This is a genomic window from Streptococcus sp. 517s (assembly GCF_054445985.1).
The window spans coordinates 868,923-894,957 of sequence record NZ_CM136847.1; the positions used below are offsets into that span (position 1 = coordinate 868,923).

A 26,035-nucleotide genomic window follows, 5' to 3' on the forward strand; every position below is an offset into this window, starting at 1 on the left:
CGAATATTTTTCCATTATACCAGAAAAAAGGTGAAAAGGCAAATTTTTATATTTTTGTGTCAGAAAATATAACATCTATGTTTTCTTTTCCTTCTTGAATTGCTACTATAAAATGATATAATAATAGTATGTAATAGAAGAAATGAGGGCAGGAACATGAAGAATAAAAGAATATTTAAAGACTTCCAATCTTCCCAAATGAGTTTAAATATTTACACAAGTCCTTTGTTAGCCTTTGTTTTTGTCTTTATAGGAGAGTTTGTTGCATATACTTTGTATGGTATTAGCTTGTTAGCTCTCATCGGACTTGCTAGAAATTTTGGAGAGGCTGGTCAAAATCTTGCAACTTACTTGCAAACCTTGCAGCAGAGCTTGACGGATAAAACAAGTGACTTTCGTTTAATTTTAGCATTGCTGTCCTTTGGTTTTATTCTCAACACTGTGTTCAGATGGACTAAAAAAGTTGAGAAAAGATCTATTAGAACCTTGGGATTTTATAGAGAAAATTTCCTTAGCAGTCTTCTGAAAGGATTTGGCCTAGGTTTGGCACTTTTTCTTCTGACCTTGTTAGGTTTGGTGGTCTTGGGGCAATATCGTTTGGAATCCATTCGCTTGAATCCTTATTCGCTTACTTTTGTCGTCTTTACTATCCCATTTTGGATTTTACAGGGGACAGCAGAAGAAGTGGTGTCCCGTGCTTGGCTTCTTCCACAATTGGCCTCAAGAACCAATCTAAAACTTGCTGTTGTCATATCTAGCATATTCTTTACCCTGCTTCATGTGGGAAATTCTGGTCTAACACCTCTATCTCTAGTGAATCTCTTCTTATTCGGAGTTGCCATGGCTCTTTACCTTCTCAAAGCTGATACAGTTTGGGGTGTTGCAGGTATTCATGGAGCTTGGAATTTTGCTCAGGGCAATCTTTTTGGCATTTTAGTTAGCGGTCAACCGTCAGGAACGTCTCTGATGACCTTTTTACCACAAGGCAATCAAGTTTGGCTATCAGGAGGCTCTTTTGGGATTGAAGGTTCTATCATGACAAGTTTAGCCTTGTTACTTCTGATTGTCTATCTCGCTAATCAATTAAAGAAAGAAAATGAAAGGATGTGACTTAGGTCCGTCCTTTTCTTCATGAAAATGCTATAAGTATGCTAAAATAGGAATAGCACATGGAGAGAGGATTCTTATGATTAATCGAATTACAGATAATAAATTTAAACTAGTATCAAAATATGAACCTTCAGGAGATCAACCCCAAGCAATTGAGCAGTTGGTTGATAATATCGAGGGTGGAGAAAAGGCTCAGATTCTGATGGGGGCGACGGGTACAGGGAAGACCTATACCATGAGTCAGGTCATTTCCAAAGTCAATAAACCAACTTTGGTCATTGCCCACAACAAAACCCTAGCTGGTCAGCTCTACGGAGAGTTTAAGGAATTTTTCCCTGAAAATGCTGTTGAGTACTTCGTGTCTTACTATGATTATTACCAACCCGAGGCCTATGTCCCTTCGAGTGATACCTATATTGAAAAGGACAGCTCTGTCAATGACGAGATTGACAAGCTCCGCCACTCAGCGACTTCAGCCCTTCTGGAGCGTAATGATGTCATTGTCGTGGCCTCTGTCTCTTGCATCTATGGTTTGGGTTCGCCCAAGGAATACGCTGATAGTGTCGTTAGTCTCCGTCCAGGTCTTGAAATTTCTCGTGATAAACTTTTGAATGACTTGGTTGATATCCAGTTTGAACGCAATGATATTGATTTCCAACGGGGAAGATTTCGCGTTCGCGGGGATGTGGTAGAGATTTTCCCTGCTTCCCGTGATGAACACGCTTTTCGAGTAGAGTTTTTCGGGGATGAGATTGACCGTATCCGTGAAGTGGAGGCTTTGACAGGTCAGGTATTGGGAGAAGTGGATCATTTGGCGATTTTCCCTGCCACTCACTTTGTGACCAATGATGATCACATGGAAGTTGCTATTGCTAAGATTCAGGCAGAGTTAGAAGAGCAGTTAGCTGTCTTTGAGAAGGAAGGCAAACTGCTGGAAGCCCAGCGTTTGAAACAGCGGACAGAGTATGATATCGAGATGTTACGTGAGATGGGGTATACAAATGGGGTTGAGAACTACTCTCGTCACATGGATGGTCGTAGCGAAGGAGAGCCCCCTTATACGCTTCTTGATTTCTTCCCAGATGATTTCTTGATCATGATTGATGAAAGTCACATGACCATGGGGCAAATCAAGGGCATGTATAATGGAGACCGTTCGCGTAAGGAAATGTTGGTCAATTATGGTTTCCGTTTACCGTCCGCCTTGGACAATCGTCCTCTCCGTCGGGAAGAGTTTGAGAGTCATGTTCACCAGATTGTTTACGTTTCAGCGACACCAGGCGACTATGAAAATGAACAGACGGAGACAGTGATTGAGCAAATCATTCGTCCAACAGGGCTTTTAGACCCTGAAGTGGAAGTTCGTCCGACTATGGGACAGATTGATGACCTCCTAGGTGAAATCAATGCCCGTGTTGAGAAGAACGAACGAACCTTTATCACCACTTTGACCAAGAAAATGGCAGAGGACTTAACTGACTACTTCAAAGAAATGGGTATCAAGGTTAAGTATATGCACTCAGATATCAAGACCTTGGAACGGACAGAGATTATACGTGACCTGCGTTTGGGTGTCTTTGATGTCTTGGTCGGAATCAATCTCCTTCGTGAAGGGATTGACGTTCCTGAAGTAAGCTTGGTTGCCATTCTCGATGCTGACAAGGAAGGTTTCCTACGTAACGAACGTGGTCTTATCCAGACCATTGGACGTGCTGCTCGTAATAGTGAGGGCCATGTCATCATGTATGCGGACACAGTTACCCAGTCTATGCAACGAGCTATCGATGAAACGGCTCGCCGTCGTAAAATCCAGATGGCTTATAATGAAGAGCATGGTATCGTGCCACAGACAATCAAGAAAGAAATTCGTGACCTAATCGCCGTGACCAAGGCAGTTGCTAAAGAAGAGGACAAGGAAGTAGATATCAATAGTCTCAACAAACAAGAACGCAAAGAACTCGTCAAGAAACTAGAGAAACAAATGCAAGAAGCCGTCGAAGTGCTTGACTTTGAACTGGCAGCTCAGATTCGTGATATGATGTTGGAAGTGAAGGCGATGGATTGAAAGGATAAATAGAAGAATGAGTGAAGCTTCTTTAATAACAATTATCAGTGTAATGATTTCTAGTGTTATTTCAATTGTTGGTTTTATTGTAACTTATTTTTCAATGAAGCAGAGTTTCCAGAATGAACTTAAGCGTAATAGAGATACATTAGCACTGGAGAATATGTCTAAAATTCCTTATAAGGTTTTATCGCTTTTTGATGATATGATTGAAATCAATTCTTTAAAAAATGATAGACTCAAAGAAAAGAAACAAGAAGAAAATTTGAAGATCTTTAAAGAGATAATGAATACAATCTACTCATACGGTTCAAAAGAGTCTATAAAGATAGCATCGTTCATGCAAAAAGAAAACTATAAGGTTGCGGTTAAAGGAATTACTCGAAATGAATATCGGATGATGGCTATTTATGTGTTACTTGCTACACAAATTAAATATGATGTTACTTCAGTTGCTATTAGTCCGAAATATTGGTTTATAATGAAGTTGAATGATTTTGACTCGCAAGAAAAGAAGATTTCTGAAGCGACAAATAAGTTAATAGATGAGTTAGGACTAGATAAGAACTTTATGATGTGAAACTTAATTGTTGAAAGGAGCACACATGCGTTATGCACTTTTACTCCGTGGCATCAATGTTGGCGGGAAAAATAAGGTCGTTATGGCTAATTTGAAGAAGGATTTGGCTAGGTTGGGGGTTTGAAAATTCAGTTTCCTACATCAATAGTGGCAATCTTTTCTTTGATAGCGAAGAGCAGGAGGAGAGGATTCGGGAGATTTTGACGGATTATTTTAGTCAGTCTTATGATTTTCCCCTGCCTTTCGTCCTTGTCAGCTCTGCCATGCTTCGAAAAGAATCAGCCAATCCACCTAGTTGGTCGCAGGATGAGACAGCCTTTAGGAGAGATGTTCTCTTTTATCTGCCAGAGGTAGACAGGGAAAGCGTTCAAGAGCTAGCAGGCGGTTGGGCAAATGACAAGGAGCAGTTACATTTTGGGCAGACGGCTTTCTTTTATAGTAATGCTGACCAAGCGGACTATCTCAAGTCCGATTACCATAAGAAACTGCTTAAATCCAGTTTCTACAGGCAACTGACTATCCGAAATGGCAAGACTTTCTAGAAGATTGTGGAGTTGGTGAATGAGAAGTAAAACCAAAAAGAAAAATAAAAACAAAAGAAAAGTAAAAGCTCAGGGGAACAAGTTTATCCTTTGGTTGGAAAAACATTGGATAGTAGAAGCTCTTTTAGGTTATATATTCTTTATAATGGTTGGTCTTGGCATGGGATATTTAACATTTGGTAATGAGAGTATTCCTGCTCCACTTCGTGAGTTTAGTTATATTAGCCCCTTGTATTTAAATTTGTTTCTTTTGATTACTTTTCCATTCTATTCTTGGTTTGGAAGTCTGAGAGGAGAGGGGAGCAACTCGCTGGAAGATATTTCAGAATTTTTTCTCTATCTAAATGGCCCGATTTTTCTTTTTCATTGTTTTGTAGGGATTAGATTGAAACACGGAAAAGGTTTTTTGCCACCTTTAATAAGTTTGGATTCTCGCTATGTTTGGTTTCCGATTGCTATCTATCTAATCTTTTTATTCATTTCAGCGTTAACGATGTTGATTTTAAAATATAACGACAAAAAGAGGAAAAATCATGACAAAAGAAAATCTAACTAAATTATTTTCATTTAAAACCCTCTATTTGGCTTTGCTAGCTTTTGTGATTCTTCATTTGGTGCTGTTAGTTTTTGGTCTATCCTTTACGTCGATTTTGTGGAATAGTTGGTCTTTCATTCTTTGTTTGACCTTCTTAATCCATCCCTGGAGAATCTTTTATAGAACAAGAGATTTTCAATGGTATCACCTTATTTTTCAAATATTTAGTGGATTGGTTGCACTTTACCTTTGGTTTGCAGCATTCTTTGTTTTATCAATTATCTCGGATTCAGCCATCCCTATCAATATAGACTATCGCATACAAGATAAGGAAATCATCATTGTGAGAGGTTTTTGGGCCCGTAGTACCTATGAACATCATGAGTTGCTCAATCCCTATATCATGAAGTCAGAAATAAAATACAACAAAGATATATTTGAATAATTTAGAAAGCGAGCAAATCTATGTCCCGTGCCCAAGCAACTATTTTAACCAACATCTGTCTAATCGAAGATCTAGAAAATAAGCGAGTAGTCATGCAATATCGCTCTCCTGAAAACAATCGCTGGTCTGGCTATGCCTTTCCAGGAGGTCATGTTGAGAACGGCGAGGCCTTTGCCGAGTCCGTCATTCGTGAAATATACGAAGAAACTGGTCTAACGATTCAGAATCCCCAACTGGTCGGTATTAAAAATTGGCCCTTAGATACAGGTGAGCGCTACATCGTCGTTTGTTATAAGGCGACAGAGTTTAGTGGAACTCTTCAATCCTCAGAGGAAGGAGAAGTATCTTGGGTGCAAAAAGACCAGATTCCAAACTTGGATCTGGCCTATGATATGTTGCCTTTGATGGAAATGATGGAAGCACCTGACAAGTCTGAGTTCTTCTATCGTCACCGTACAGAGGACGGCTGGGAGAAAGAAATTTTCTAGTCTTTTACCAAATAACCGAGCTGATCCAAGGCCTCCTCGATATAGTGGAGGTCTTGTTGTGTCTCGGCTTCAACAAGGTGGTAATGGATGCCGTCTGTCAATTCAGAAAGTGGTCTAAAGTCTGAGTTCTCTACTTGTTCGAGAAAATGCTGGACATCTCGGCGACAGGTAAGTTTGAGCAGAGTCTCAATTTCACCATAAACGGGATGATCAATTAAGATATTTTGAACGCGTCCGCCATTATCTACAATGGCTAGAAGTTCCTGCCCGATTTCTTCCAGTTCATGTTTCACTTTAAAGAGTTTGTGGACGTAGGGACTGGCATCATTTTCTTTGTAGATATAACCACGATTGGTGGATAGGATAGGAGCCCCATCTGCTCGGAGAATAGCGATATCCTGTACAATGACTTGGCGCGTAACATGAAAGTGTTCAGCCAAGGTTTGACCATTGAGAGCTTTTGGCGCCTCTTTTAATAGTTTGAGAAGAGCTTGTTTGCGATCCGTTGTCATAGTTTTTCCTTTTAGCGACGTTTTCGAAGCACCTTATAGACAGCTAGTGCTAATGTATAGTCTACCATACTATGGACAATTGTTCCAAAACCAACTAGGACGAAGAGAACATAAAACATATTTTCAACGTTTGTCCCTGAAGTAGCATAGAAGATGATACAAGCTAGTACTTCAGCGATAGCGTGAACAACACCCAAAACAAAGTTAAAAATCCAAGATGCCTTTGGTTTATCCAAGGTTTCAGGGAATTTTTTTAAGTAAAATGCTCCCAAAATACCAAAAACGATGTGAGAAAAGGCGCGTAGGACGATAACCATAGGGTAGCCTGCCATCAGGAAACCGAGACTCGAAGCAATAATCACAAAAGCAGCCATCAAAGGTGATAGGAACATGGCGATAAAGATGGCGATATGGCTTCCTAAAGTGTAAGAAGCTGGTGGGATGACGATTTTAAAAGGCATAATGATTGGAATCAAAATCGCGATTGCTGTGAGTAGAGCAGTCATGGTCATAAACTGCGTTTTTTTCCGTATATCCATAAGAACCTCCATTTATCTGTATATACACAAGTATAGTACAATAAATAATCAGTTAAGTCAAGAAGCATTAGTGATTTTTAAGGGATATTTGATTAAATGTGGTAAAGAAAGAATACTGGGAACTTAATTCTTATGTTTTAAATGTTAAACTCCACCTTCAGGACGAAAGTGGAGTTATTTTTTTATTTCTTCAAGGTTTCGAGACGTGGGACAATCGCTACAGTTAGAATAGCTGAGATAACCAATTCGGCGATTGAGTTTGTAGAGATGACAGTTGCTAGGAGTTTTTGGATATTGCCATCGAAGACATTTCCAAAAAGGAAGAAGATTCCCCCGAGGACAAAGACGGTGTTTGTAAGGGAACCGAGAGCACCAGCTAGGATTAGCCCAGTTTTATTTTTCATCAGTTTATAAACCAAGTAAGGTGTCAGACCGATCAAAATGCGAGGGACAATAGCGATAATCGCAGAATAGATGTTTCCGTTCGGTACGAATGGAGAAAAGAGGTAGCTGGTTGGAAGGATGGTAATCGTGTTTACCGTTAAGCTTAGCAGTCCCATCAAGAAACCAAGTGTAACACCAACTCGTGGGCCGTAAATGATACTAGCAATGATTACTGGAATATGAACGATAGTTGGTTTAATTGGAAATGGGAAAAGATTAAATAGGAGAGAGCTCAAAAAGTGGATAACGAGCATAACTGCAAAAAAGATAGCAATTGGGGCAATGTTAGAGCGTTTGTTCATCGAGGGTTTCCTTTATTCTTTCTAAAATAGTATTCAGGTCAGCTAGGGCGCCTTTGCCGTAATCACCACAGGCTAGTAGAGATTCCTTGGGAGAGATAATCTGATAACCATAAGTCTCTAATGTTTTTAGATTAGCCTGAGTTGCCGGATGGTCATACATTTTTGTATTCATGGCTGGTGCGACTAACTTTTTGACGTGATCTTGCAGGGCAAGAGCTGTACTCGTAACCATGTTATCCGCAAAACCATGTGCTAGTTTGGCAATGGTATTAGCAGTAGCAGGGACAACAATAAAAAGGTCAGCTTTTTTTCCTAGTTCGATATGATTGACTTGATCAGGAGCGGGTTCCTTCATGACATCAAGGTGAACTGGATTCTGTGAGAGTACCTGTAGTGTCAAAGGCTGGATAAACTCTCTCGCTGCCTCGGTCATTAAGACAGTGACATGATGGCCTTGTTTTTTCAAAGAACTGACCAGGTCAGCTGATTTATAGGAGGCAATGGAACCTGTCACTGCAATGAGAATATTTGCCATGGCTTTCCTTTCTATGAATGATAGGTTTGAATTTTTTCAAGGAGGAGTTCTGCAATTTCCTCTTTGGTTTGAACAGTTTGAAGATGATCATTCTCAACAAAGATTGCCCGATGCTGATTTGCTGAAATGTGAGTGAGGTCATTTGCAATGATCAAGTCTGCTCGGTTCTTGATAAGACTTTTTCTAGCAATCTCAACTAGATGATCTTCGGTAACATCAACCAGCAGTTTAAAACCAATCAGATGAATAGCAGGATTCCATTCTTTGACTAGAGAGATGATTTTGGGTGTTTTTTTCAGGAATAAAACCTGAACCTCATCAGTTGAAGAAATCTTAGCTTGATGATTCTGCTTGTTTAAGAATTCTTCTAGGTTGGAGCTAGCCTGTACCTCCTCAAGCCCCGTCATATAAACAGGAGTATAGTCAGACACAGCCATTGAATGAATCAAGACCTGGTAATTTGGAACACAATCCTTCATTTTCAGAAGAAGGTCGTTGGCATTATTAATTTCTCGAATGCTTAGGTTGGGATGAGTTTCTGGTTTCACAGCTCGTTTTGTCGTTATCAAACAAACTTCATGCCCCGCAGCAAGCAAGGTTTCTGTGATGATTTTTCCCAAGCGACCAGTCGAGTGATTTGTGATAGAGCGGACGCTATCGATAGCTTCACTGGTACCGCCCGATGTGACTAAAATTTTCATAGGACTATTGTACCAAAAAATAAAATAGAATCAAAAGAAAGCGTTTGTTATTTTATCTAATTTTCCAGCAAGATTATAGTTTTTGGCTATAAAAACTTATAAAAAGTAAAAAAAATGTCTAATATAGACCTTAAAACTTGATGTTTATAAACTTTACTAAGCTTTTTGTATGTGAAAAACTTTTTTTTGTGTTATAATGAGTTATCATATTAGAGGTTAGAGGAGTTTTGAATGAAAACAGATATTGAAATCGCACAGAGTATTGAGTTGAAACCAATCGTTGATGTTGTAGAGAAATTGGGTATTTCTTACGACGATCTGGAATTGTACGGGAAGTACAAGGCTAAGCTCAGCTTTGATAAAATTCGTGCAGTTGAGAGCAATCCAGTTGGAAAATTGATCTTGGTTACTGCCATCAATCCAACACCAGCAGGTGAAGGGAAATCAACTATTACCATTGGTCTGGCAGATGCCTTGAACAAGATTGGTAAGAAAACCATGATTGCCATTCGCGAACCGTCTCTTGGTCCAGTCATGGGGATTAAGGGAGGTGCAGCCGGTGGTGGTTATGCCCAAGTGTTGCCAATGGAGGACATCAACCTCCACTTTACGGGGGATATGCATGCCATTACAACTGCTAACAATGCTCTTTCAGCCTTGATTGACAATCACTTGCACCAAGGGAATGAGCTAGGAATTGACCAACGTCGTATCCTCTGGAAACGTGTAGTAGACTTGAACGACCGCGCCCTTCGCCATGTTACCGTTGGACTTGGTGGCCCTCTAAATGGTATTCCACGTGAGGATGGTTTCGATATTACAGTTGCTTCCGAAATCATGGCCATTCTTTGCTTGGCGACTGATATTGAAGATTTGAAACGTCGTTTGGCGAATATCGTTATCGGATATCGCTATGACCGTACACCAGTTACTGTTGGTGATTTGCAAGTTGAGGGAGCTTTAGCATTGATTTTGAAAGATGCTATCAAACCAAACTTGGTTCAGACAATCTACGGAACACCTGCTTTTGTACACGGTGGTCCATTTGCCAATATTGCTCATGGCTGTAACTCTGTCTTGGCAACAAGCACAGCTCTTCACTTGGCTGATTATACGGTTACTGAAGCTGGTTTTGGTGCAGACCTTGGTGCTGAGAAATTCCTTGATATCAAGACACCAAACTTGCCAACATCTCCAGATGCTGTTGTCATCGTCGCAACCCTTCGTGCCCTTAAGATGAATGGTGGTGTGGCTAAGGATGCTTTGACAGAGGAAAATGTGGAAGCAGTTCGTGCAGGTTTTGCTAACTTAAAACGACACGTTGAAAATATCCGTAAATTTGGTATTCCAGCAGTTGTAGCTATTAATGAATTTGTCACTGATACTGAAGCAGAAATCGCAGCTTTGAAGGAACTCTGTACCTCTATCAATGTGCCAGTTGAGTTGGCTAGTGTCTGGGCTGATGGGGCAGAAGGGGGCGTAGCACTTGCCGAAACGCTTGTCAAGACAATCTCAGAAAATCCAGCAAACTACACTCGTCTTTATGACAATGACCTTTCTGTCCAAGAAAAGATTGAAAAAATTGTTACTGAAATCTACCGTGGTAGCAAAGTGAACTTTGAGAAGAAAGCCCAAACGCAAATCGCTCAAATCGTTCAGAATGGATGGGACAAATTGCCAATCTGTATGGCGAAAACTCAGTACAGTTTTTCTGACAATCCAAATGCACTTGGAGCACCAGAGAACTTTGAAATTACCATCCGTGAATTGGTACCAAAATTAGGTGCAGGCTTCATCGTTGCCTTAACAGGTGATGTTATGACCATGCCAGGCCTTCCAAAACGTCCAGCCGCTCTTAATATGGATGTTGAAAGCGATGGAACCGTTTTAGGATTGTTCTAGTATATTGCAATTGATTTCAAATGAGTTTGGAAAAGCTATCCAAGCTCATTTTCGATTTTAGAAAGAGAAATATATGCCAACGATTCGAACAGTAAGGGAGTCTGATATTCCAGAACTGCTTGCAATTTATGCTCCCTATGTCCTTAATACAGCCATTACATTTGAATACGAGGTGCCAAGTGTTGAAGAATTTCAAAGAAGAATCCAAAAGACCTTGCTTAAATATCCTTATCTAGTGCTAGAGGAAGAAGGCAAAATTTTGGGATATGCCTATGCTTCCACCTATTATGATAGGAGAGCCTATGATTGGTCAGTCGAAGTGTCAATTTACTTGCATCAAGAAGCCAAAGGTCAAGGGTTAGGGAGTCTACTCTATGACTGTCTGGAGGAAGAACTAGTGTCTAGAGGTTACTTACGCTTCTTAGCTTGTATTGCTTTACCGAATGATAGGAGCATTTCTCTTCACCGAAAGAGGGGCTATGAACAAGTAGCTCATTTCCCTAAGATAGGCTATAAGTTTGGAAAATGGCATGATATCGTTTGGATGCAAAAGTCATTGACTCCTCCTGATGATATGAAAGAGTAGAATTCCACACGCAATCAGTCTAGCTAAAGATATTTTCCCTAATTTCTGATATAATAGAAACATTGACTTCAAGAGTAAGGAAGAGAAAATGAACGCATTATTGAATGGAATGAATGACCGTCAGGCTGAGGCGGTGCAAACGACAGAAGGGCCATTATTGATCATGGCTGGGGCTGGTTCTGGGAAGACTCGAGTTTTGACTCACCGTATTGCTTATTTGATTGATGAGAAGATGGTCAATCCTTGGAATATCTTGGCTATTACCTTTACCAATAAGGCTGCGCGTGAGATGAAGGAGCGTGCCTATAGCCTTAATCCAGCTACTCAGGACTGTCTGATTGCGACCTTTCACTCCATGTGTGTTCGTATCCTACGTCGTGATGCGGATCATATTGGCTACAATCGGAACTTCACCATTGTAGATCCAGGAGAGCAACGAACTCTCATGAAACGCATTCTCAAGCAATTAAACTTGGATCCTAAAAAATGGAATGAACGCACTATTTTGGGAACCATTTCCAATGCTAAGAATGACTTGATTGATGATGTGGCTTATGCTGCTCAAGCTGGTGATATGTATACGCAAATCGTGGCCCAGTGTTATACGGCCTATCAAAAGGAGCTTCGTCAGTCTGAATCCGTTGACTTTGATGATTTGATTATGTTGACTTTGCGTCTCTTTGATCAGAATCCTGATGTCTTGACCTACTATCAGCAGAAGTTCCAGTACATCCACGTAGATGAGTACCAAGATACTAACCATGCCCAGTACCAATTGGTCAAACTCTTGGCATCTCGATTTAAAAATATCTGTGTAGTTGGAGATGCGGATCAGTCTATCTACGGTTGGCGTGGGGCTGATATGCAGAATATATTGGATTTTGAAAAAGATTACCCTAACGCCAAGGTAGTTTTGTTGGAAGAAAATTATCGTTCAACTAAAACCATACTTCAAGCTGCCAATGACGTCATCAAAAACAATAAAAATCGTCGTCCCAAGAATCTCTGGACTCAGAATGCCGATGGGGAGCAAATCGTTTATTATCGCGCAAATGACGAACAAGATGAGGCTGTTTTTGTAGCCAAAACCATCGATGAACTTGGTCGTAGTCACAACTTCCTCCACAAAGATTTTGCAGTTCTTTATCGGACTAACGCCCAGTCTCGTACTATTGAGGAGGCCCTCCTAAAGTCCAATATTCCTTATACTATGGTCGGCGGGACCAAGTTCTACAGCCGTAAGGAAATCCGTGACATTATCGCTTACCTTAACCTCATTGCCAATTTGAGTGATAATATCAGTTTTGAGCGCATTATTAACGAACCTAAACGCGGAATCGGCCCAGGAACCGTTGAGAAAATTCGCGATTTTGCGAATATGCAAGAGATGTCTATGCTGGATGCTTCAGCTAATATCATGCTGTCTGGCATCAAAGGAAAAGCAGCCCAGTCTATCTGGGATTTTGCCAATATGATTCTGGATTTGCGGGATCAACTGGATCGATTAACAATTACTGAGTTGGTTGAGGCGGTTCTAGAAAAAACAGGCTATATCGATATTCTTAATGCCCAAGCGACCTTAGAGAGCAAGGCTCGGGTTGAAAATATCGAGGAATTCCTATCCGTTACTAAGAACTTTGATGACAATCCTGATAGTCAAGAAGAGGAAACAGGTTTAGATAAACTCAGTCGTTTCTTGAATGACTTGGCCTTGATTGCAGACACTGACTCTGGCAGTCAGGAGACATCAGAAGTGACCTTGATGACCCTCCATGCAGCTAAGGGACTTGAGTTCCCAGTTGTCTTTATCATCGGGATGGAGGAAAATGTCTTTCCGCTTAGCCGCGCAGCTGAAGATCCTGATGAACTGGAAGAAGAACGCCGTTTGGCCTATGTCGGTATCACACGCGCAGAAAAGATCCTCTATCTGACCAATGCCAATTCACGCTTGCTTTTTGGGCGTACCAACTACAATCGTCCGACTCGTTTCATCAATGAAATTAGTTCGGACTTGCTTGAGTATCAAGGTTTGGCCCGTCCAGCAAATACTAGCTTTAAAGCCTCTTATAGCAGTGGTGGCGTGGCCTTTGGTCAAGGTATGAGCCTAGCTCAGGCCCTTCAAGAACGAAAACGCAATGCTGCACCAAGCTCTATCCAGTCAAGTGGTCTCCCATTTGGACCGTTTGCAGCCGGAAATAAAAAAGATTCGACTAGTACAAGTTGGTCTATTGGAGATATTGCACTTCACAAAAAGTGGGGTGAAGGAACAGTCCTTGAAGTGTCGGGTAGTGGCGCTACTCAGGAATTGAAAATAAATTTCCCAGAAGTCGGTCTGAAAAAACTCTTAGCTAGTGTAGCCCCAATTGAGAAAAAAATCTAATTTTCCATCCTTCTCACGAATAATAAAGTGAGGAGGATTTTTATGTACAGTATTTCATTCCAAGAAGATTCACTCTTGCCTAGAGAAAGACTAGTTAAAGAAGGAGTAGAGGCTCTGAGCAATCAAGAATTACTAGCTATTCTGCTCAGAACTGGAACGCGTCAGGCCAACGTTTTTGAAATTGCTCAGAAAGTCTTGAATAGTCTGACTAGTCTAACTGATCTGAAAAAAATGACCCTGCAGGAATTGCAGAGTCTGTCTGGTATTGGACGTATTAAAGCCATTGAATTACAAGCGGTGATTGAACTGGGACATCGGATTCACAAACATGAAACCCTTGAGATGGAAAGTATTCTCAGTAGTCAAAAGCTAGCCAAGAAAATGCAACAGGAACTGGGCGACAAAAAACAAGAGCACCTAGTGGCGCTCTATCTCAATACTCAAAATCAAATCATCCATCAGCAAACTATTTTTATCGGCTCTGCGACACGCAGCATTGCTGAACCGAGGGAAATCCTTCACTATGCCCTCAAGCATATGGCTACCTCAGTGATTCTCGTTCACAATCATCCATCTGGTGCAGTATCTCCTAGTCGAAATGATGACCATGTCACTAAGCTAGTCAAGGAAGCCTGCGCACTGATGGGGATCGTTTTCTTGGACCACCTGATTGTCTCGCACTCGGATTACTTTAGTTACCGTGAAAAGACTGATCTAATCTAGAGTTCGTTAACAACATAGTCAAATAGCGTTTTATCTTTGGGGCGATTTTCAAATAGAAATTCTGGATGCCATTGGACACCAAGGTAAGGAAAGCCGTCCGTAGTTGTCACAGCCTCAATGATTCCATCTTTAGGATCATGTGCTACAACCTTAAGATTAGGAGCTAGATCTTTAATACTCTGGTGGTGGAAGGAGTTGATATGAGAGATTTCTCCATAGATTTCTCGGAGAATGGTATCAGGTTCCGTTACGAGGCGTTGGGTCGTGTATTCGGCTGAACAGTCCTGCCAATGATCCTCGATATCTTGGTGAAGCGTGCCTCCCATGGCGACATTGAAAAGCTGAGTACCCCGACAAACAGAGAAAATTGGTTTCTTTTGCTTAATCGCTTCTCTGATAAGGGCTAATTCAAACTGGTCTCTTTGAAGATGGTAGTCATCGCTGTCAATGGTTTTAGGCTCACCATAGTATTTTGGATCAACATTTTGCCCACCCGTTAGGATGAGCTTATCAATGATACTGATGTAATGGGTAGCCATTTCTTGATCACCAATCGGTAGGATGATTGGAATTCCGCCAGCGTCCTTGACTCCTTCAACAAAGCCCTTTGCTGCACAGCTCATCATGATGTCATCATCTGGATGAGCTTTTTCATTTCCTGTAATCCCAATAACTGGTTTTTTCATAAATGCTTTCGCTTTCTAATCCTCTTTACGCATAAAATAGAGGAGGGTTTGGAGTTCGCTGGTCAAATCGACATACTGAACGACCACATCTTTTGGAAGATGAAGGTGAACAGGGGAAAAGCTGAGAATACCTTTTATACCCGCATCGACCAAAAGATTGGCGACTTCTTGTGATTTAATACTTGGAACAGTTAGGATAGCAGTTTTAACATCTGCTTCTTTGATTTTTTCTTTAATCTGAGAGATACCATAAATTGGGATTCCATCAGGTGTCTGGGTCCCGACTTCTGGATGGTCATCAAGGTCAAATGCCATGATAATTTTCATCTTGTTACGCTCATGAAAGCGATAGTGGAGAAGGGCATGACCCATATTTCCAATCCCAACCAACATAACATTGGTAATAGAGTTGTCATTTAGGAGGTCAGCAAAAAAAGTCATCAGTTTTTTAACATCATAACCAAAACCACGTCTTCCTAGTTCGCCAAAATAGGAAAAATCACGACGAACAGTCGCAGAATCGATACCGATAGCCTCTGCAATTTGCTTGGAGTTGGCACGTTCGATTTTTTCTGCATGAAATCTCTTGAAAATTCGATAGTAGAGAGAGAGTCTTTTTGCTGTTGCTTTTGGAATAGCAGACTGTTTATCTTTCACAAAACCACAACCTTTCTATTCTTCTATTTTATAGAAACATTGTGAAAAAATCAACAAAAACAAGAAAAAACTAAGAAAATCTTAGTTTTAGTCTTAAAAATTAGCTTGTGATAGAAAACAGTAGAGATCCCCGACCAATCCTTGATAAATAACTTTATCATCAAAGGTTAATGAGGTAACTAGGAATGTATCAGGAAGAGTTACACAACCTGATAGAGATAACATAAGCTCTTCGTAACTCTCAAATTCAAGGGTACGCTCTACTTGATAACTATCTTGATAAGTGAGACGATACATAGTCAATTATCTTTCTTCTTTTGTGAAGATACCGCGTTCTACAAGGCTGTCCATGAGGAAGTAGAATTTCTCTTGGTGGATATGATGGTCTTCTGATTTAAAGATATTAACCAAACGAAGGCCTGACTTGTCAGTGATATTGAGTTTAGCACCTGTAAGGTCTTTGTTGATGATGATTTTTAGCTTGAATCCTTCACCGCTGTTAGGTACTTTCTCAAGCAGACGAGTCAGTTCGAAGTTTCCAACTTTTGTTTCAAAGAAAGTATTGTCTTTGAGTGTGAATTTTTTGACAGATGGGCTAAGTGTGTAGTCGTAGCGGCAGTTTTGTAGTTTAATGGTTTTTTCGAATGCCATTAGATTAATCTCCAATAATATTTTTTAAGGTTTGTGCGAGTTGTTTTAGTTCTTCCTCAGTGTTAAGAGGAGACAGACTGATACGGACAGATTCTTTCAAACGATGTGAATCTGGTCCATAAAATGCTTCAAGCACATGACTGGTTTGCACGACACCAGCAGTACAAGCTGAACCGGTAGAAATTGAAATTCCTTCAAGGTCTAACTGGAGTAAGAGCAAATCATTTTTTTGACCAGGAAAGCCAATATTGACAACATAAGGAAGCTGGTGGTTGCTTTCGTTGAGATAGTATTCTAGATCTGCAATCTCCTTTAGAAAAGCAGATTTTAATCCCTCTAGTTTTTGGTAATGTTCAGCTTGCTGCTCTAAATCCTCTTTGAGAGCAGCAACCATGCCTACTATTGCAGCGAGGTTTTCTGTTCCAGCCCGTTTCTTTTGTTCTTGGTCTCCACCGTGAAGATAGGAATCAAAGTCCGCGGAAGAAGCATAAAGAAAGCCGATTCCCTTTGGTCCATGGAATTTGTGGGCAGAAGCACTGAGGAAATCAATTCCTAATTCCTCGGGATGGATAGGAACTTTTCCGATAGCTTGAACAGCATCTACATGATAAGCCGCAGGATGCTCTTTTAAAATACGTCCAATCTCAGCGATAGGTAAGAGACTGCCCGTTTCATTATTAGCATACATAGTGGAAACGAGAATAGTATCGTCACGTAAGGCTTCTTGAATTTGCTGGGCAGTAATTTCTTGATTTACTGGTTGGATGATGGTCGCTTCAAAGCCAAAATGTTGCACCAGGTAATCGATAGTTTCAAGCACAGAATGGTGCTCAATAGCTGTCGTAATGATATGTTTTCCACGATTTTGATGACGGAGACAATAGCCAATAATGGCTGTATTGTTACTTTCTGTACCGCCAGACGTGAAAAAGATATGCTGAGGTTTGGTTCCTAGTAAGTGGGCTAGTTCCTGACGGGCTTCTCGCAAGAGCTTGCCAGCCTGTCGACCATGACTATGAATACTAGAAGGATTACCATGGGTTTCTTGCATGACCTTGGTCATTTCTGAAATAGCAACTGCTGACATAGGAGTCGTTGCAGCATTGTCCAAATAAATCAAAGAATCACCTTATTTCTTTTTGTTGTAAGCAAAGAGTGGGCTGACTGGTTTTCTTTCATGGATGCGGACGATAGCATCTCCGATTAATTCGCTAGCAGTAATGTAACATACATTTTCTGGAGTTCTTTCTTTGGTTGCTACTGAGTCTGTCACGAGGATTTCTTTGATGTTTGTAGCGTCAAGGAGGTCTGCTGCACCTTCAACAAATAAACCGTGACTAGATACTGCATAAATCTCAGTTGCACCTTCACGTTCAACGATTTTGGCTGCTTCAGAGAAGGTGCGACCAGTATTTAGGATATCGTCAATCAAGATAGCCTTTTTGCCTTCAACATCCCCAATGATATAGCCTTCGTTACGATCAGAATCGTCTTGGGCGTAGTCAATGATAGCGATAGGAGCATCAAGGTATTCAGCCAAACTACGTGCACGTTTAACACCAGAGTTCTTTGGACTAACAACAACAACATCAGAGCCAAGAAGTCCTTTATCACAGTAGTGCTTAGCAAATAGAGGAACAGTATAAAGATTATCTACAGGAATATCAAAGAAACCTTGGACCTGAACAGCATGGAGGTCCAGCGTTAGAACACGGCTTACACCAGCTTTGACAAGCATATTGGCAACTAGTTTTGCAGTGAGGGGTTCGCGAGAAGAAGCGATACGATCCTGACGAGCATAACCAAAGTAAGGAAGGACAACGTTGATACTATGAGCACTTGCACGTACACAAGCATCAACCATGATTAATAATTCCATCAAGTGGTTGCTAACGGGGTAGCTGGTTGACTGGATGATGTAAACATCGTAACCACGGACACTTTCTTCGATGTTGACCTGGATTTCTCCGTCAGAAAATTGACGAGAGGATAATTTTCCGAGAGGTACACCAACTGTATCCGCAATCTTTTGAGCGATTTCTGGGTTAGAGTTTAGGGTGAAAAGTTTCATGTTGTTTCTATCTGACATTATAGACCGTCCTCTGTAAACTTTGTGAATCTCCTTTGAGAAAGTTCTGTTTTTCAAAGGGAGATTCTTTTATTTTTATCTTTTCTATTCTACCAAAAAAAGGAGATTATTTCAGCTTTTTTTCATGCTTTTAATAAAACGAATTAACTTTGATGGAGCTTTCTGATAAGTTATCTGATTTTCATCTAAAAATCTCTGAAAATCGGCTTTCCCTTTTTCATGGTCGGTGACTTCAAGCTCGAGTTCATAGTCCGTCTGGTCAAAGTATTGACTTTCATCTAACGCCATTAAGCCAATTTCTGTTTTCGTTTCGTAACGAAGGGTTGAAAGGCAGCCTAAAACAAGCCAGTCATGACTTTCAATACCAATTTTAGCGAGTTTCTCTAGAACGAGTCCTTGAGGTAGTTTTTGTTTTTCTAGGTATAATTCAGCTTCTGGAAGAGTTAATTTCTGGTTGTATTCCATATTTCCTACAGTTTGAGGCACTTTCAAGGTCAATTCCGCCCAATCTGCAAAAGTGCGAATGCGCATGGCAACCTTCTTTTCACGCAATTGAAAATCAGGTGTGTCAATGTAGTAGTTTTTCTGAAGGACGGGTTGGATATGGGAAAACTGTTTTTTTAGATGATCATATTCCTCTTTTTTCAGAAGTGTTTTCAATTCTATTTCTAAATGTTTCATTTTTTCAACCTTTTCTATATCTTTGAAAGCGATTTATGGTATAATGGACAATGTATTTATTGTATACGAATGTACTGAAAAAATCAAAAATTTTTAACAGCACAATCTCATACTAAAAAGGGAGAAAGTATGACCATAGAATGGGAAGAATTTTTAGATCCTTACATTCAGGCTGTTGGTGAATTGAAGATAAAACTTCGAGGAATTCGCAAACAGTATCGTAAGCAAAACAAGCATTCTCCGATTGAGTTTGTAACGGGTCGTGTCAAACCGATTGAAAGTATCAAAGAAAAGATGGATCGTCGAGGAATTACTTATGCAAATCTAGAACATGATCTGCAAGATATTGCTGGTTTACGTGTCATGGTTCAGTTTGTTGATGACGTTAAAGAAGTAGTTGAGATTCTACGTAAACGCCAAGATATGAGAATCGTTCAGGAACGAGACTATATCACTCATCGTAAGGCTTCAGGTTATCGTTCTTATCACGTGGTTGTCGAGTACACGGTTGATACGATCAACGGGGCTAAGACGATTTTGGCGGAAATTCAAATACGGACGTTAGCCATGAATTTCTGGGCTACGATTGAGCACTCGCTCAATTATAAATACCAGGGCGATTTCCCAGAAGAAATCAGGAAAAGACTGGAAATCACGGCCAAAATAGCCTATCAACTGGATGAAGAAATGGGTAAGATTCGTGACGATATACAGGAAGCACAGGCTCTCTTTGATCCATTGAGCAGAAAACTAAACGATGGTGTAGGAAATAGTGACGATACAGATGAAGAATACAGGTAAACGAGTTGACCTCATAGCAAATAGAAAGCCGCAGAGTCAGAAGGTTTTGCATGAACTGAGGGAAAAACTAAAGAAACAACATTTTATACTGAACGATACCAATCCCGACATCGTCATTTCGATTGGTGGTGACGGGATGCTTTTATCTGCCTTTCACAAGTACGAGAATCAGTTAGACAAGGTTCGATTTGTAGGTGTTCATACAGGGCATTTGGGATTCTACACAGATTATCGTGATTTTGAGTTGGATCAGTTGGTGACCAATCTTCTGCTAGATACTGGTGCCAAAGTTTCCTATCCTGTTTTGAATGTCAAGGTAACGCTTGAAAATGGAGAAGTGAAAATCTTCCGAGCTTTAAATGAAGCGAGTATCCGTCGATCAGACCGCACCATGGTTGCGGATATCATCATTAACCATGTTCCGTTCGAGCGATTTCGTGGAGATGGAGTGACTGTTTCAACGCCAACGGGAAGTACCGCCTACAACAAGTCCTTGGGTGGAGCTGTCTTGCATCCTACCATTGAAGCCTTGCAGTTGACGGAGATAGCGAGTCTTAACAACCGAGTCTATCGCACTCTGGGATCATCAATCATTATTCCCAAAAAAGATAAGATTGAGCTCTTACCAACACGCAATGATTACCACACGATATCAGTCGATAACAGCGTCTATTCTTTCCGTAATATCGAACGGATTGAGTATCAAATCGACCATCACAAGATTCACTTCGTAGCGACACCAAGCCACACTAGTTTCTGGAATCGTGTCAAAGATGCCTTCATCGGCGAGGTGGATGAATGAGGTTCGAATTTACCGCAGATGAGCACGTCAAAGTCAAAACTTTTCTCAAGAAACATGAGATTTCTAAGGGACTTTTGGCTAAGATTAAGTTTCGAGGTGGGGCTATTCTGGTCAATGGCCAACCTCAAAATGCGACTTATCTTTTAGATATTGGAGACAGGGTAACTATTGATATTCCAGCAGAGGAAGGCTTTGAAACCTTGGAGGCTATCGAGCGACCACTCGATATCTTATATGAGGATGACCATTTTCTGGTTTTGAATAAGCCTTATGGAGTAGCTTCCATCCCCAGTGTCAATCATTCCAACACCATTGCTAATTTTATCAAGGGCTACTATGTCAATCAAAACTATGAAAACCAGCAGGTTCACATCGTGACTAGGCTTGATAGAGATACTTCTGGTTTGATGCTTTTTGCCAAGCACGGCTACGCTCATGCACGTTTAGACAAGCAGTTGCAACGAAAGTCTATCGAGAAACGCTACTTTGCTTTGGTTAAAGGAGCTGGTGTTTTGGAGCCAGAAGGGGAGATTATCGCCCCGATTGCGCGTGATGTGGACTCCATTATCACGAGACGGGTTGCCAAAGGTGGGAAATACGCCCATACGTCTTACAAAGTTGTAGCGTCTTATGGAGATATTCACCTAGTTGATATTCGCCTGCATACTGGACGAACTCATCAGATCCGAGTGCATTTTTCTCATATCGGTTTTCCCTTGTTGGGAGACGATCTCTATGGAGGAAGCTTAGACGATGGGATTCAACGTCAGGCCTTGCATTGCCATTTCTTATCATTTTATCATCCCTTCTTGGAGCGTCAGCTAGAGCTTGAAAGCCCCTTGCCAGGTGATTTTAACAATCTTATTACTCAGTTATCAACTAATACTCTTTAAAATCTATTTTGAGTATAATTTAATTTTTTAAAGGAGAAAACTCATGGAAGTTTTTGAAAATCTTAAAGCCAACCTGGTTGGCAAAAATGCTCGTATCGTTCTCCCTGAAGGGGAAGAGCCACGTATTCTTCAAGCAACAAAACGCTTGGTAAAAGAAACAGAAGTAATTCCTGTTTTGCTTGGAAACCCAGAAAAAATCAAAATTTATCTTGAAATAGAAGGGATCATGGATGGTTATGAAGTCATTGATCCTCAACACTATCCTCAATTTGAAGAAATGGTTGCTGCTTTAGTAGAGCGTCGTAAGGGCAAAATGACTGAAGAAGAAGCGCGCAAAGTTTTGGTTGAAGATGTCAACTACTTTGGTGTGATGCTAGTCTACTTGGGCTTGGTTGACGGTATGGTATCTGGTGCGATTCACTCAACTGCCTCAACAGTTCGCCCAGCCCTTCAAATTATCAAAACACGCCCAAATGTTACTCGTACTTCAGGTGCCTTCCTTATGGTACGTGGTACAGAACGTTACCTATTTGGAGACTGTGCCATTAATATCAATCCAGATGCAGAAGCCTTGGCTGAAATTGCGATCAATTCTGCAATCACAGCTAAGATGTTTGGTATCGAGCCTAAAATTGCCATGCTAAGCTATTCTACTAAAGGTTCAGGCTTTGGTGCAAGCGTTGATAAGGTTGTTGAAGCGACTAAAATCGCTCATGATTTGCGTCCAGACCTTGAGATTGATGGTGAGTTGCAATTTGATGCAGCCTTCCACCCTGAAACTGCAGCATTGAAAGCTCCAGGAAGTAACGTTGCTGGGCAAGCAACTGTCTTTATCTTCCCTGGTATCGAAGCAGGAAATATTGGCTACAAGATTGCAGAACGTCTTGGTGGCTTCGCGGCTGTAGGTCCAGTTCTACAAGGTTTGAACAAACCTGTTAACGACCTTTCTCGTGGATGTAATGCCGATGATGTGTACAAGTTGACCCTTATCACAGCAGCTCAAGCAGTTCATCAATAAGATTTAGTCCTCTTTCCCATGGGAAGAGGCTTTTTAGTACTGAGAAAAGGACAGCTAGAAGCTTCTATGTTATACTAGATATATGTTAGATTTGAAAAAATACGGTATCGTCATGTGGCCGGAGGAGAAGATCGTTTCTTTTCGTGAGAAACTCCTCAACTGGTATGATGAAAACAAAAGAGATTTACCTTGGCGGAGAAGTAAAAATCCTTATCACATCTGGGTATCTGAAATCATGCTCCAGCAGACCAGGGTGGATACAGTTATTCCCTATTATGAACGATTCTTGGACTGGTTTCCAACTGTTGAAAGTCTGGCGAATGCCCCTGAAGAGCGTCTGCTGAAGGCTTGGGAGGGTTTGGGATATTATTCTCGAGTACGCAATATGCAGGCTGCAGCTCAGCAGATTATATCTGACTTTGGTGGTCAATTCCCAAACACCCATGAAGGAATTTCTGGCCTGAAAGGGATTGGCCCCTATACTGCGGGAGCAATTTCCAGTATCGCTTTTAACTTGCCTGAGCCAGCGGTTGATGGCAATGTCATGCGAGTTTTAGCGCGCTTATTTGAGGTTAATTATGATATCGGAGTTCCCAGCAATCGAAAGATTTTCCAAGCCATGATGGAAATCTTGATTGACCCGAGACGACCAGGTGACTTTAACCAAGCTCTGATGGACTTGGGCTCTGATATAGAGTCTCCGGTTAACCCTCGACCAGAAGAAAGTCCTGTTAAGGAATTTAGCGCAGCCTATCAGAATGGAACCATGGATCGATATCCAATCAAAGAACCCAAGAAAAAGCCTCTCCCAATATATCTCAAGGCTTTGGTTGTGTGCAATGACCGTGGTCAATATCTTCTTGAGAAAAATGAAAGTGAGAAACTGCTAGCCGGTTTTTGGCATTTCCCACTGATTGAAGTTGAGGATTTCTACAGCGATGATAATCAACTAGATCTCTTTTCACAAGTCAAAGAGGAAAGCAGAGCTTTTGGACCAAGCCCTCAAGAAAACTTTGAGCAGGATTATGATTTAGAAGTGAATTGGTCCCAGCAAGTATTTGACCAGGTAAAGCATGTATTTAGTCATCGGAAATGGCATATTCAAATCCTAGCTGGTCAAGTGACAGATTCGAAACAGTTTTCTGACAGAGAAGTTCGTTGGGTTTCTCCTCAGGAGTTTTCTGATTATCCACTTGCTAAACCTCAACAAAAAATTTGGCAGGCTTATGAAAACAACTCTCGAAGATGAAGGCTTACAGTAGCCATTTGTGCCTTCTTTGTATTTTTTTGTTATAATAGATAGAGAAAAGGTGATAAAATGAAAAAAATATTAATTGTAGATGATGAGAAACCAATCTCGGATATTATTAAGTTTAATATGACCAAGGAAGGTTACGAAGTTGTAACCGCATTTAATGGTCGTGAAGCAATTGAGCTATTTGAAGCAGAGCAACCAGATATTATTATTCTAGACTTGATGCTTCCGGAAATTGATGGTTTAGAAGTAGCCAAAGCCATTCGTAAGACCAGTAGTGTTCCTATCATTATGCTCTCAGCTAAGGATAGTGAGTTTGACAAAGTTATTGGTTTGGAGTTAGGTGCAGATGATTATGTCACAAAGCCCTTCTCAAACCGTGAGTTGCAAGCCCGTGTGAAAGCTTTACTTCGTCGTACAGATCTTGCTTCAGTAGATAGCCAAGAGTCTGATGAGAAGAAGACGCAGCCTTTACAAATTGGTGATTTGGAAATCGTTCCAGATGCTTACGTGGCTAAGAAATATGGTGAGGAATTAGATTTGACCCACCGTGAGTTTGAACTCTTATATCACTTGGCATCTCATATTGGTCAAGTGATTACGCGTGAACACTTGCTTGAGACTGTATGGGGTTATGACTATTTTGGTGATGTTCGTACAGTGGACGTGACTATCCGACGTTTGCGTGAAAAAATTGAAGACACACCAAGCCGTCCAGAATATATCCTCACACGTCGTGGTGTTGGCTACTATATGAAAAATAATGATTGAAGATATTAGACAAACTATTCTGACCAGTGATTTTATTTTTATCCTGATTTTACTTGGCTTTATCCTAGTTGTGACCTTGTTGTTGTTGGAAAACCGTCGGGATAACATCCGGTTAAAAGAGATAAATCAGAAGGTTAAGGACTTAATTGCAGGTGATTATTCTCAAGTTTTGGACTTGCAGGGTAGTACAGAGATCACCAACATCACCAATAATCTGAATGATTTGTCAGAAGTTATTCGTTTGACTCAAGAAAATTTGGAACAAGAGAGTAAAAGGCTGCATAGCATTCTTTCCTATATGACAGATGGTGTCCTTGCGACCAATCGCCGTGGCCAGATTACTATGATCAACGATATGGCAAAAAAACAGCTAGGTGTGCAGAAAGAAGAGGTTCTTAATAAAAGCATTCTCGAATTACTAAAGATAGAAGATGAATATGAACTGCGTGACCTGATTACACAGATACCTGAGTTGACGATTGATTCTCAGGATGCTAATGGTGAATATTTGAGCCTTCGTGTACGTTTTGCCCTTGTCCGCCGTGAGTCAGGTTTCATCTCTGGTTTGGTTGCCGTTTTACATGATACGACCGAGCAAGAGAAGGAAGAGCGTGAGCGAAGACTCTTTGTTTCAAACGTCAGTCATGAGTTGCGTACTCCTTTGACCAGTGTTAAATCTTATCTCGAAGCCTTGGATGAGGGAGCTCTGTATGATCCTGTCGCCCCTGATTTTATTAAGGTTTCACTCGATGAAACCAACCGTATGATGCGTATGGTGACAGATCTCTTGCATCTATCTCGTATTGACAATGCGACTACTAAACTGGATGTGGAGTTGATTAACTTTACAGCCTTTATCACCTTCATCCTCAACCGTTTCGATAAGATGAGAAATCAGGATGAAGAGAAAAAATATGAGCTAGTGAGAGATTATCCAATAACTTCAGTTTGGATTGAGATTGATACGGATAAGATGACCCAGGTGATTGATAATATTCTTAACAATGCCATCAAGTATTCACCAGATGGTGGGAAGATTACGGTTAGCATGAAAACCACGGATGACCAGATGATTTTATCAATTTCTGACCAGGGTCTTGGGATTCCAAAACAAGATTTGCCTAGGATTTTTGACCGCTTTTACCGTGTGGATCGTGCAAGAAGTCGTGCTCAAGGTGGGACTGGTCTAGGTCTGGCTATCGCAAAAGAAATCATCAAACAACACAATGGTTTTATTTGGGCAAAAAGCGAATACGGTAAGGGCTCAACCTTTACCATAGTGCTCCCTTATGATAAGGATGCCGTAAAAGAAGAAATATGGGAGGATGAAATAGAAGACTAG

29 protein-coding genes and 1 pseudogene are annotated in these 26,035 nt (G+C 40.8%); 18 read left to right on the forward strand and 12 right to left on the reverse strand.

Annotated elements, in window-relative coordinates:
• The first annotated feature begins 156 nt into the window (after positions 1 to 156).
• From ACVX3R_RS04455 to ACVX3R_RS04485, 7 genes and pseudogenes are all read left to right on the forward strand, one after another.
• Complete coding sequence (locus tag ACVX3R_RS04455; RefSeq protein ID WP_458795600.1) at positions 157 to 1,110, forward strand: CPBP family intramembrane glutamic endopeptidase; 954 nt, start codon at positions 157 to 159, stop codon at positions 1,108 to 1,110.
• Between the two features lie 76 nt (positions 1,111 to 1,186).
• Complete coding sequence (gene uvrB / locus ACVX3R_RS04460; RefSeq protein ID WP_458795601.1) at positions 1,187 to 3,175, forward strand: excinuclease ABC subunit UvrB; 1,989 nt, start codon at positions 1,187 to 1,189, stop codon at positions 3,173 to 3,175.
• A gap of 16 nt (positions 3,176 to 3,191) precedes the next feature.
• Entirely contained in the window at positions 3,192 to 3,755 is a 564-nt protein-coding gene (locus ACVX3R_RS04465) for a hypothetical protein (RefSeq protein WP_247917394.1), read from the forward strand.
• A gap of 25 nt (positions 3,756 to 3,780) precedes the next feature.
• Positions 3,781 to 4,297, forward strand: a pseudogene (locus ACVX3R_RS04470) (DUF1697 domain-containing protein).
• 19 nt (positions 4,298 to 4,316) lie between these two features.
• Positions 4,317 to 4,853 carry a hypothetical protein gene (locus tag ACVX3R_RS04475; protein ID WP_458795602.1) on the forward strand — a complete coding sequence of 179 codons (537 nt, stop codon included), beginning with the start codon at positions 4,317 to 4,319 and terminating at the stop codon, positions 4,851 to 4,853.
• Positions 4,831 to 5,277, forward strand: coding sequence for a hypothetical protein (locus tag ACVX3R_RS04480; RefSeq protein WP_247917392.1), 447 nt, complete (start codon positions 4,831 to 4,833; stop codon positions 5,275 to 5,277). The genes ACVX3R_RS04475 and ACVX3R_RS04480 overlap by 23 nt, the downstream gene beginning before the upstream one ends.
• A gap of 20 nt (positions 5,278 to 5,297) precedes the next feature.
• Positions 5,298 to 5,765, forward strand: a complete 468-nt coding sequence (locus tag ACVX3R_RS04485) for an 8-oxo-dGTP diphosphatase (RefSeq protein WP_000085290.1) — start codon at positions 5,298 to 5,300, stop codon at positions 5,763 to 5,765.
• On the opposite strand, the gene ACVX3R_RS04490 is transcribed toward ACVX3R_RS04485, so the two are convergent.
• The 5 genes from ACVX3R_RS04490 to coaB all read right to left on the reverse strand — a co-directional run bounded on the left by ACVX3R_RS04490 (position 5,762) and on the right by coaB (position 8,798).
• Positions 5,762 to 6,277, reverse strand: coding sequence for a transcription repressor NadR (locus tag ACVX3R_RS04490; protein ID WP_061413959.1), 516 nt, complete (start codon positions 6,275 to 6,277; stop codon positions 5,762 to 5,764). The two genes, ACVX3R_RS04485 and ACVX3R_RS04490, sit on opposite strands and share 4 nt — an antisense overlap.
• Before the next feature lie 11 nt (positions 6,278 to 6,288).
• Positions 6,289 to 6,816, reverse strand: coding sequence for an ECF transporter S component (locus ACVX3R_RS04495; protein ID WP_000354636.1), 528 nt, complete (start codon positions 6,814 to 6,816; stop codon positions 6,289 to 6,291).
• A gap of 182 nt (positions 6,817 to 6,998) precedes the next feature.
• Positions 6,999 to 7,562 carry an ECF transporter S component gene (locus ACVX3R_RS04500; RefSeq protein WP_247920728.1) on the reverse strand — a complete coding sequence of 188 codons (564 nt, stop codon included), beginning with the start codon at positions 7,560 to 7,562 and terminating at the stop codon, positions 6,999 to 7,001.
• Entirely contained in the window at positions 7,546 to 8,097 is a 552-nt protein-coding gene (coaC, locus tag ACVX3R_RS04505; protein WP_458795603.1) for a phosphopantothenoylcysteine decarboxylase, read from the reverse strand. Before coaC ends, ACVX3R_RS04500 begins: the two co-directional genes overlap by 17 nt.
• Before the next feature lie 11 nt (positions 8,098 to 8,108).
• Positions 8,109 to 8,798, reverse strand: coding sequence for a phosphopantothenate--cysteine ligase (gene coaB / locus ACVX3R_RS04510; protein ID WP_458795604.1), 690 nt, complete (start codon positions 8,796 to 8,798; stop codon positions 8,109 to 8,111).
• A gap of 231 nt (positions 8,799 to 9,029) precedes the next feature.
• Between coaB and ACVX3R_RS04515 the strand changes: the two genes are divergently transcribed.
• The 4 genes from ACVX3R_RS04515 (at position 9,030) to radC (ending at position 14,389) form a co-directional block, all read left to right on the forward strand.
• Complete coding sequence (locus ACVX3R_RS04515; RefSeq protein ID WP_458795605.1) at positions 9,030 to 10,700, forward strand: formate--tetrahydrofolate ligase; 1,671 nt, start codon at positions 9,030 to 9,032, stop codon at positions 10,698 to 10,700.
• 73 nt (positions 10,701 to 10,773) lie between these two features.
• Complete coding sequence (locus ACVX3R_RS04520; RefSeq protein WP_458795606.1) at positions 10,774 to 11,286, forward strand: N-acetyltransferase family protein; 513 nt, start codon at positions 10,774 to 10,776, stop codon at positions 11,284 to 11,286.
• A gap of 88 nt (positions 11,287 to 11,374) precedes the next feature.
• Positions 11,375 to 13,666, forward strand: a complete 2,292-nt coding sequence (pcrA, locus tag ACVX3R_RS04525; RefSeq protein WP_458795607.1) for a DNA helicase PcrA — start codon at positions 11,375 to 11,377, stop codon at positions 13,664 to 13,666.
• Positions 13,667 to 13,708: 42 nt separating this feature from the next.
• The gene (gene radC, locus ACVX3R_RS04530; protein ID WP_458795608.1) at positions 13,709 to 14,389 is read left to right on the forward strand and encodes a RadC family protein; all 681 of its coding nucleotides are present in this window, start codon (positions 13,709 to 13,711) and stop codon (positions 14,387 to 14,389) included.
• Here radC and ACVX3R_RS04535 read toward each other — a convergent pair.
• From ACVX3R_RS04535 to ACVX3R_RS04565, 7 genes are all read right to left on the reverse strand, one after another.
• Positions 14,386 to 15,075, reverse strand: a complete 690-nt coding sequence (locus tag ACVX3R_RS04535; RefSeq protein WP_458795609.1) for a gamma-glutamyl-gamma-aminobutyrate hydrolase family protein — start codon at positions 15,073 to 15,075, stop codon at positions 14,386 to 14,388. The genes radC and ACVX3R_RS04535 overlap by 4 nt on opposite strands.
• A 15-nt stretch (positions 15,076 to 15,090) precedes the next feature.
• A complete protein-coding gene (locus ACVX3R_RS04540; RefSeq protein ID WP_458795610.1) occupies positions 15,091 to 15,732 on the reverse strand; it encodes a redox-sensing transcriptional repressor Rex in 642 nt (213 codons plus the stop codon).
• A gap of 93 nt (positions 15,733 to 15,825) precedes the next feature.
• Complete coding sequence (locus ACVX3R_RS04545) at positions 15,826 to 16,029, reverse strand: DUF4649 family protein (protein WP_458795675.1); 204 nt, start codon at positions 16,027 to 16,029, stop codon at positions 15,826 to 15,828.
• 6 nt (positions 16,030 to 16,035) lie between these two features.
• Positions 16,036 to 16,383, reverse strand: a complete 348-nt coding sequence (locus ACVX3R_RS04550) for a DUF1831 domain-containing protein (protein WP_000863517.1) — start codon at positions 16,381 to 16,383, stop codon at positions 16,036 to 16,038.
• Between the two features lie 4 nt (positions 16,384 to 16,387).
• Positions 16,388 to 17,503: a cysteine desulfurase family protein gene (locus tag ACVX3R_RS04555; RefSeq protein ID WP_458795611.1), complete on the reverse strand. Its 1,116-nt coding sequence runs from the start codon at positions 17,501 to 17,503 to the stop codon at positions 16,388 to 16,390.
• 9 nt (positions 17,504 to 17,512) lie between these two features.
• Positions 17,513 to 18,472 (reverse strand): ribose-phosphate diphosphokinase, encoded by a 960-nt coding sequence (locus ACVX3R_RS04560; RefSeq protein ID WP_001283846.1) that lies wholly within the window; start codon positions 18,470 to 18,472, stop codon positions 17,513 to 17,515.
• 111 nt (positions 18,473 to 18,583) lie between these two features.
• Positions 18,584 to 19,153, reverse strand: coding sequence for a CYTH domain-containing protein (locus tag ACVX3R_RS04565; RefSeq protein ID WP_458795612.1), 570 nt, complete (start codon positions 19,151 to 19,153; stop codon positions 18,584 to 18,586).
• A gap of 129 nt (positions 19,154 to 19,282) precedes the next feature.
• Here ACVX3R_RS04565 and ACVX3R_RS04570 point away from each other — a divergent pair, with 129 nt between their 5' ends.
• The 7 genes from ACVX3R_RS04570 to vicK all read left to right on the forward strand — a co-directional run bounded on the left by ACVX3R_RS04570 (position 19,283) and on the right by vicK (position 26,035).
• On the forward strand, positions 19,283 to 19,954 hold the full coding sequence (locus ACVX3R_RS04570) for a GTP pyrophosphokinase (RefSeq protein WP_458795613.1): 672 nt from the start codon (positions 19,283 to 19,285) through the stop codon (positions 19,952 to 19,954).
• Positions 19,938 to 20,756, forward strand: a complete 819-nt coding sequence (locus tag ACVX3R_RS04575) for an NAD kinase (protein WP_000799063.1) — start codon at positions 19,938 to 19,940, stop codon at positions 20,754 to 20,756. The genes ACVX3R_RS04570 and ACVX3R_RS04575 overlap by 17 nt, the downstream gene beginning before the upstream one ends.
• The gene (locus ACVX3R_RS04580) at positions 20,753 to 21,649 is read left to right on the forward strand and encodes an RluA family pseudouridine synthase (RefSeq protein WP_458795614.1); all 897 of its coding nucleotides are present in this window, start codon (positions 20,753 to 20,755) and stop codon (positions 21,647 to 21,649) included. The genes ACVX3R_RS04575 and ACVX3R_RS04580 overlap by 4 nt, the downstream gene beginning before the upstream one ends.
• Before the next feature lie 43 nt (positions 21,650 to 21,692).
• Positions 21,693 to 22,667, forward strand: a complete 975-nt coding sequence (pta, locus tag ACVX3R_RS04585; RefSeq protein WP_268720308.1) for a phosphate acetyltransferase — start codon at positions 21,693 to 21,695, stop codon at positions 22,665 to 22,667.
• An 82-nt stretch (positions 22,668 to 22,749) separates the two neighbouring features.
• Positions 22,750 to 23,916, forward strand: a complete 1,167-nt coding sequence (gene mutY, locus ACVX3R_RS04590) for an A/G-specific adenine glycosylase (RefSeq protein WP_458795615.1) — start codon at positions 22,750 to 22,752, stop codon at positions 23,914 to 23,916.
• Between the two features lie 69 nt (positions 23,917 to 23,985).
• The gene (gene yycF / locus ACVX3R_RS04595) at positions 23,986 to 24,693 is read left to right on the forward strand and encodes a response regulator YycF (RefSeq protein ID WP_000722062.1); all 708 of its coding nucleotides are present in this window, start codon (positions 23,986 to 23,988) and stop codon (positions 24,691 to 24,693) included.
• Positions 24,686 to 26,035, forward strand: coding sequence for a cell wall metabolism sensor histidine kinase VicK (gene vicK / locus ACVX3R_RS04600; protein WP_458795616.1), 1,350 nt, complete (start codon positions 24,686 to 24,688; stop codon positions 26,033 to 26,035). Before yycF ends, vicK begins: the two co-directional genes overlap by 8 nt.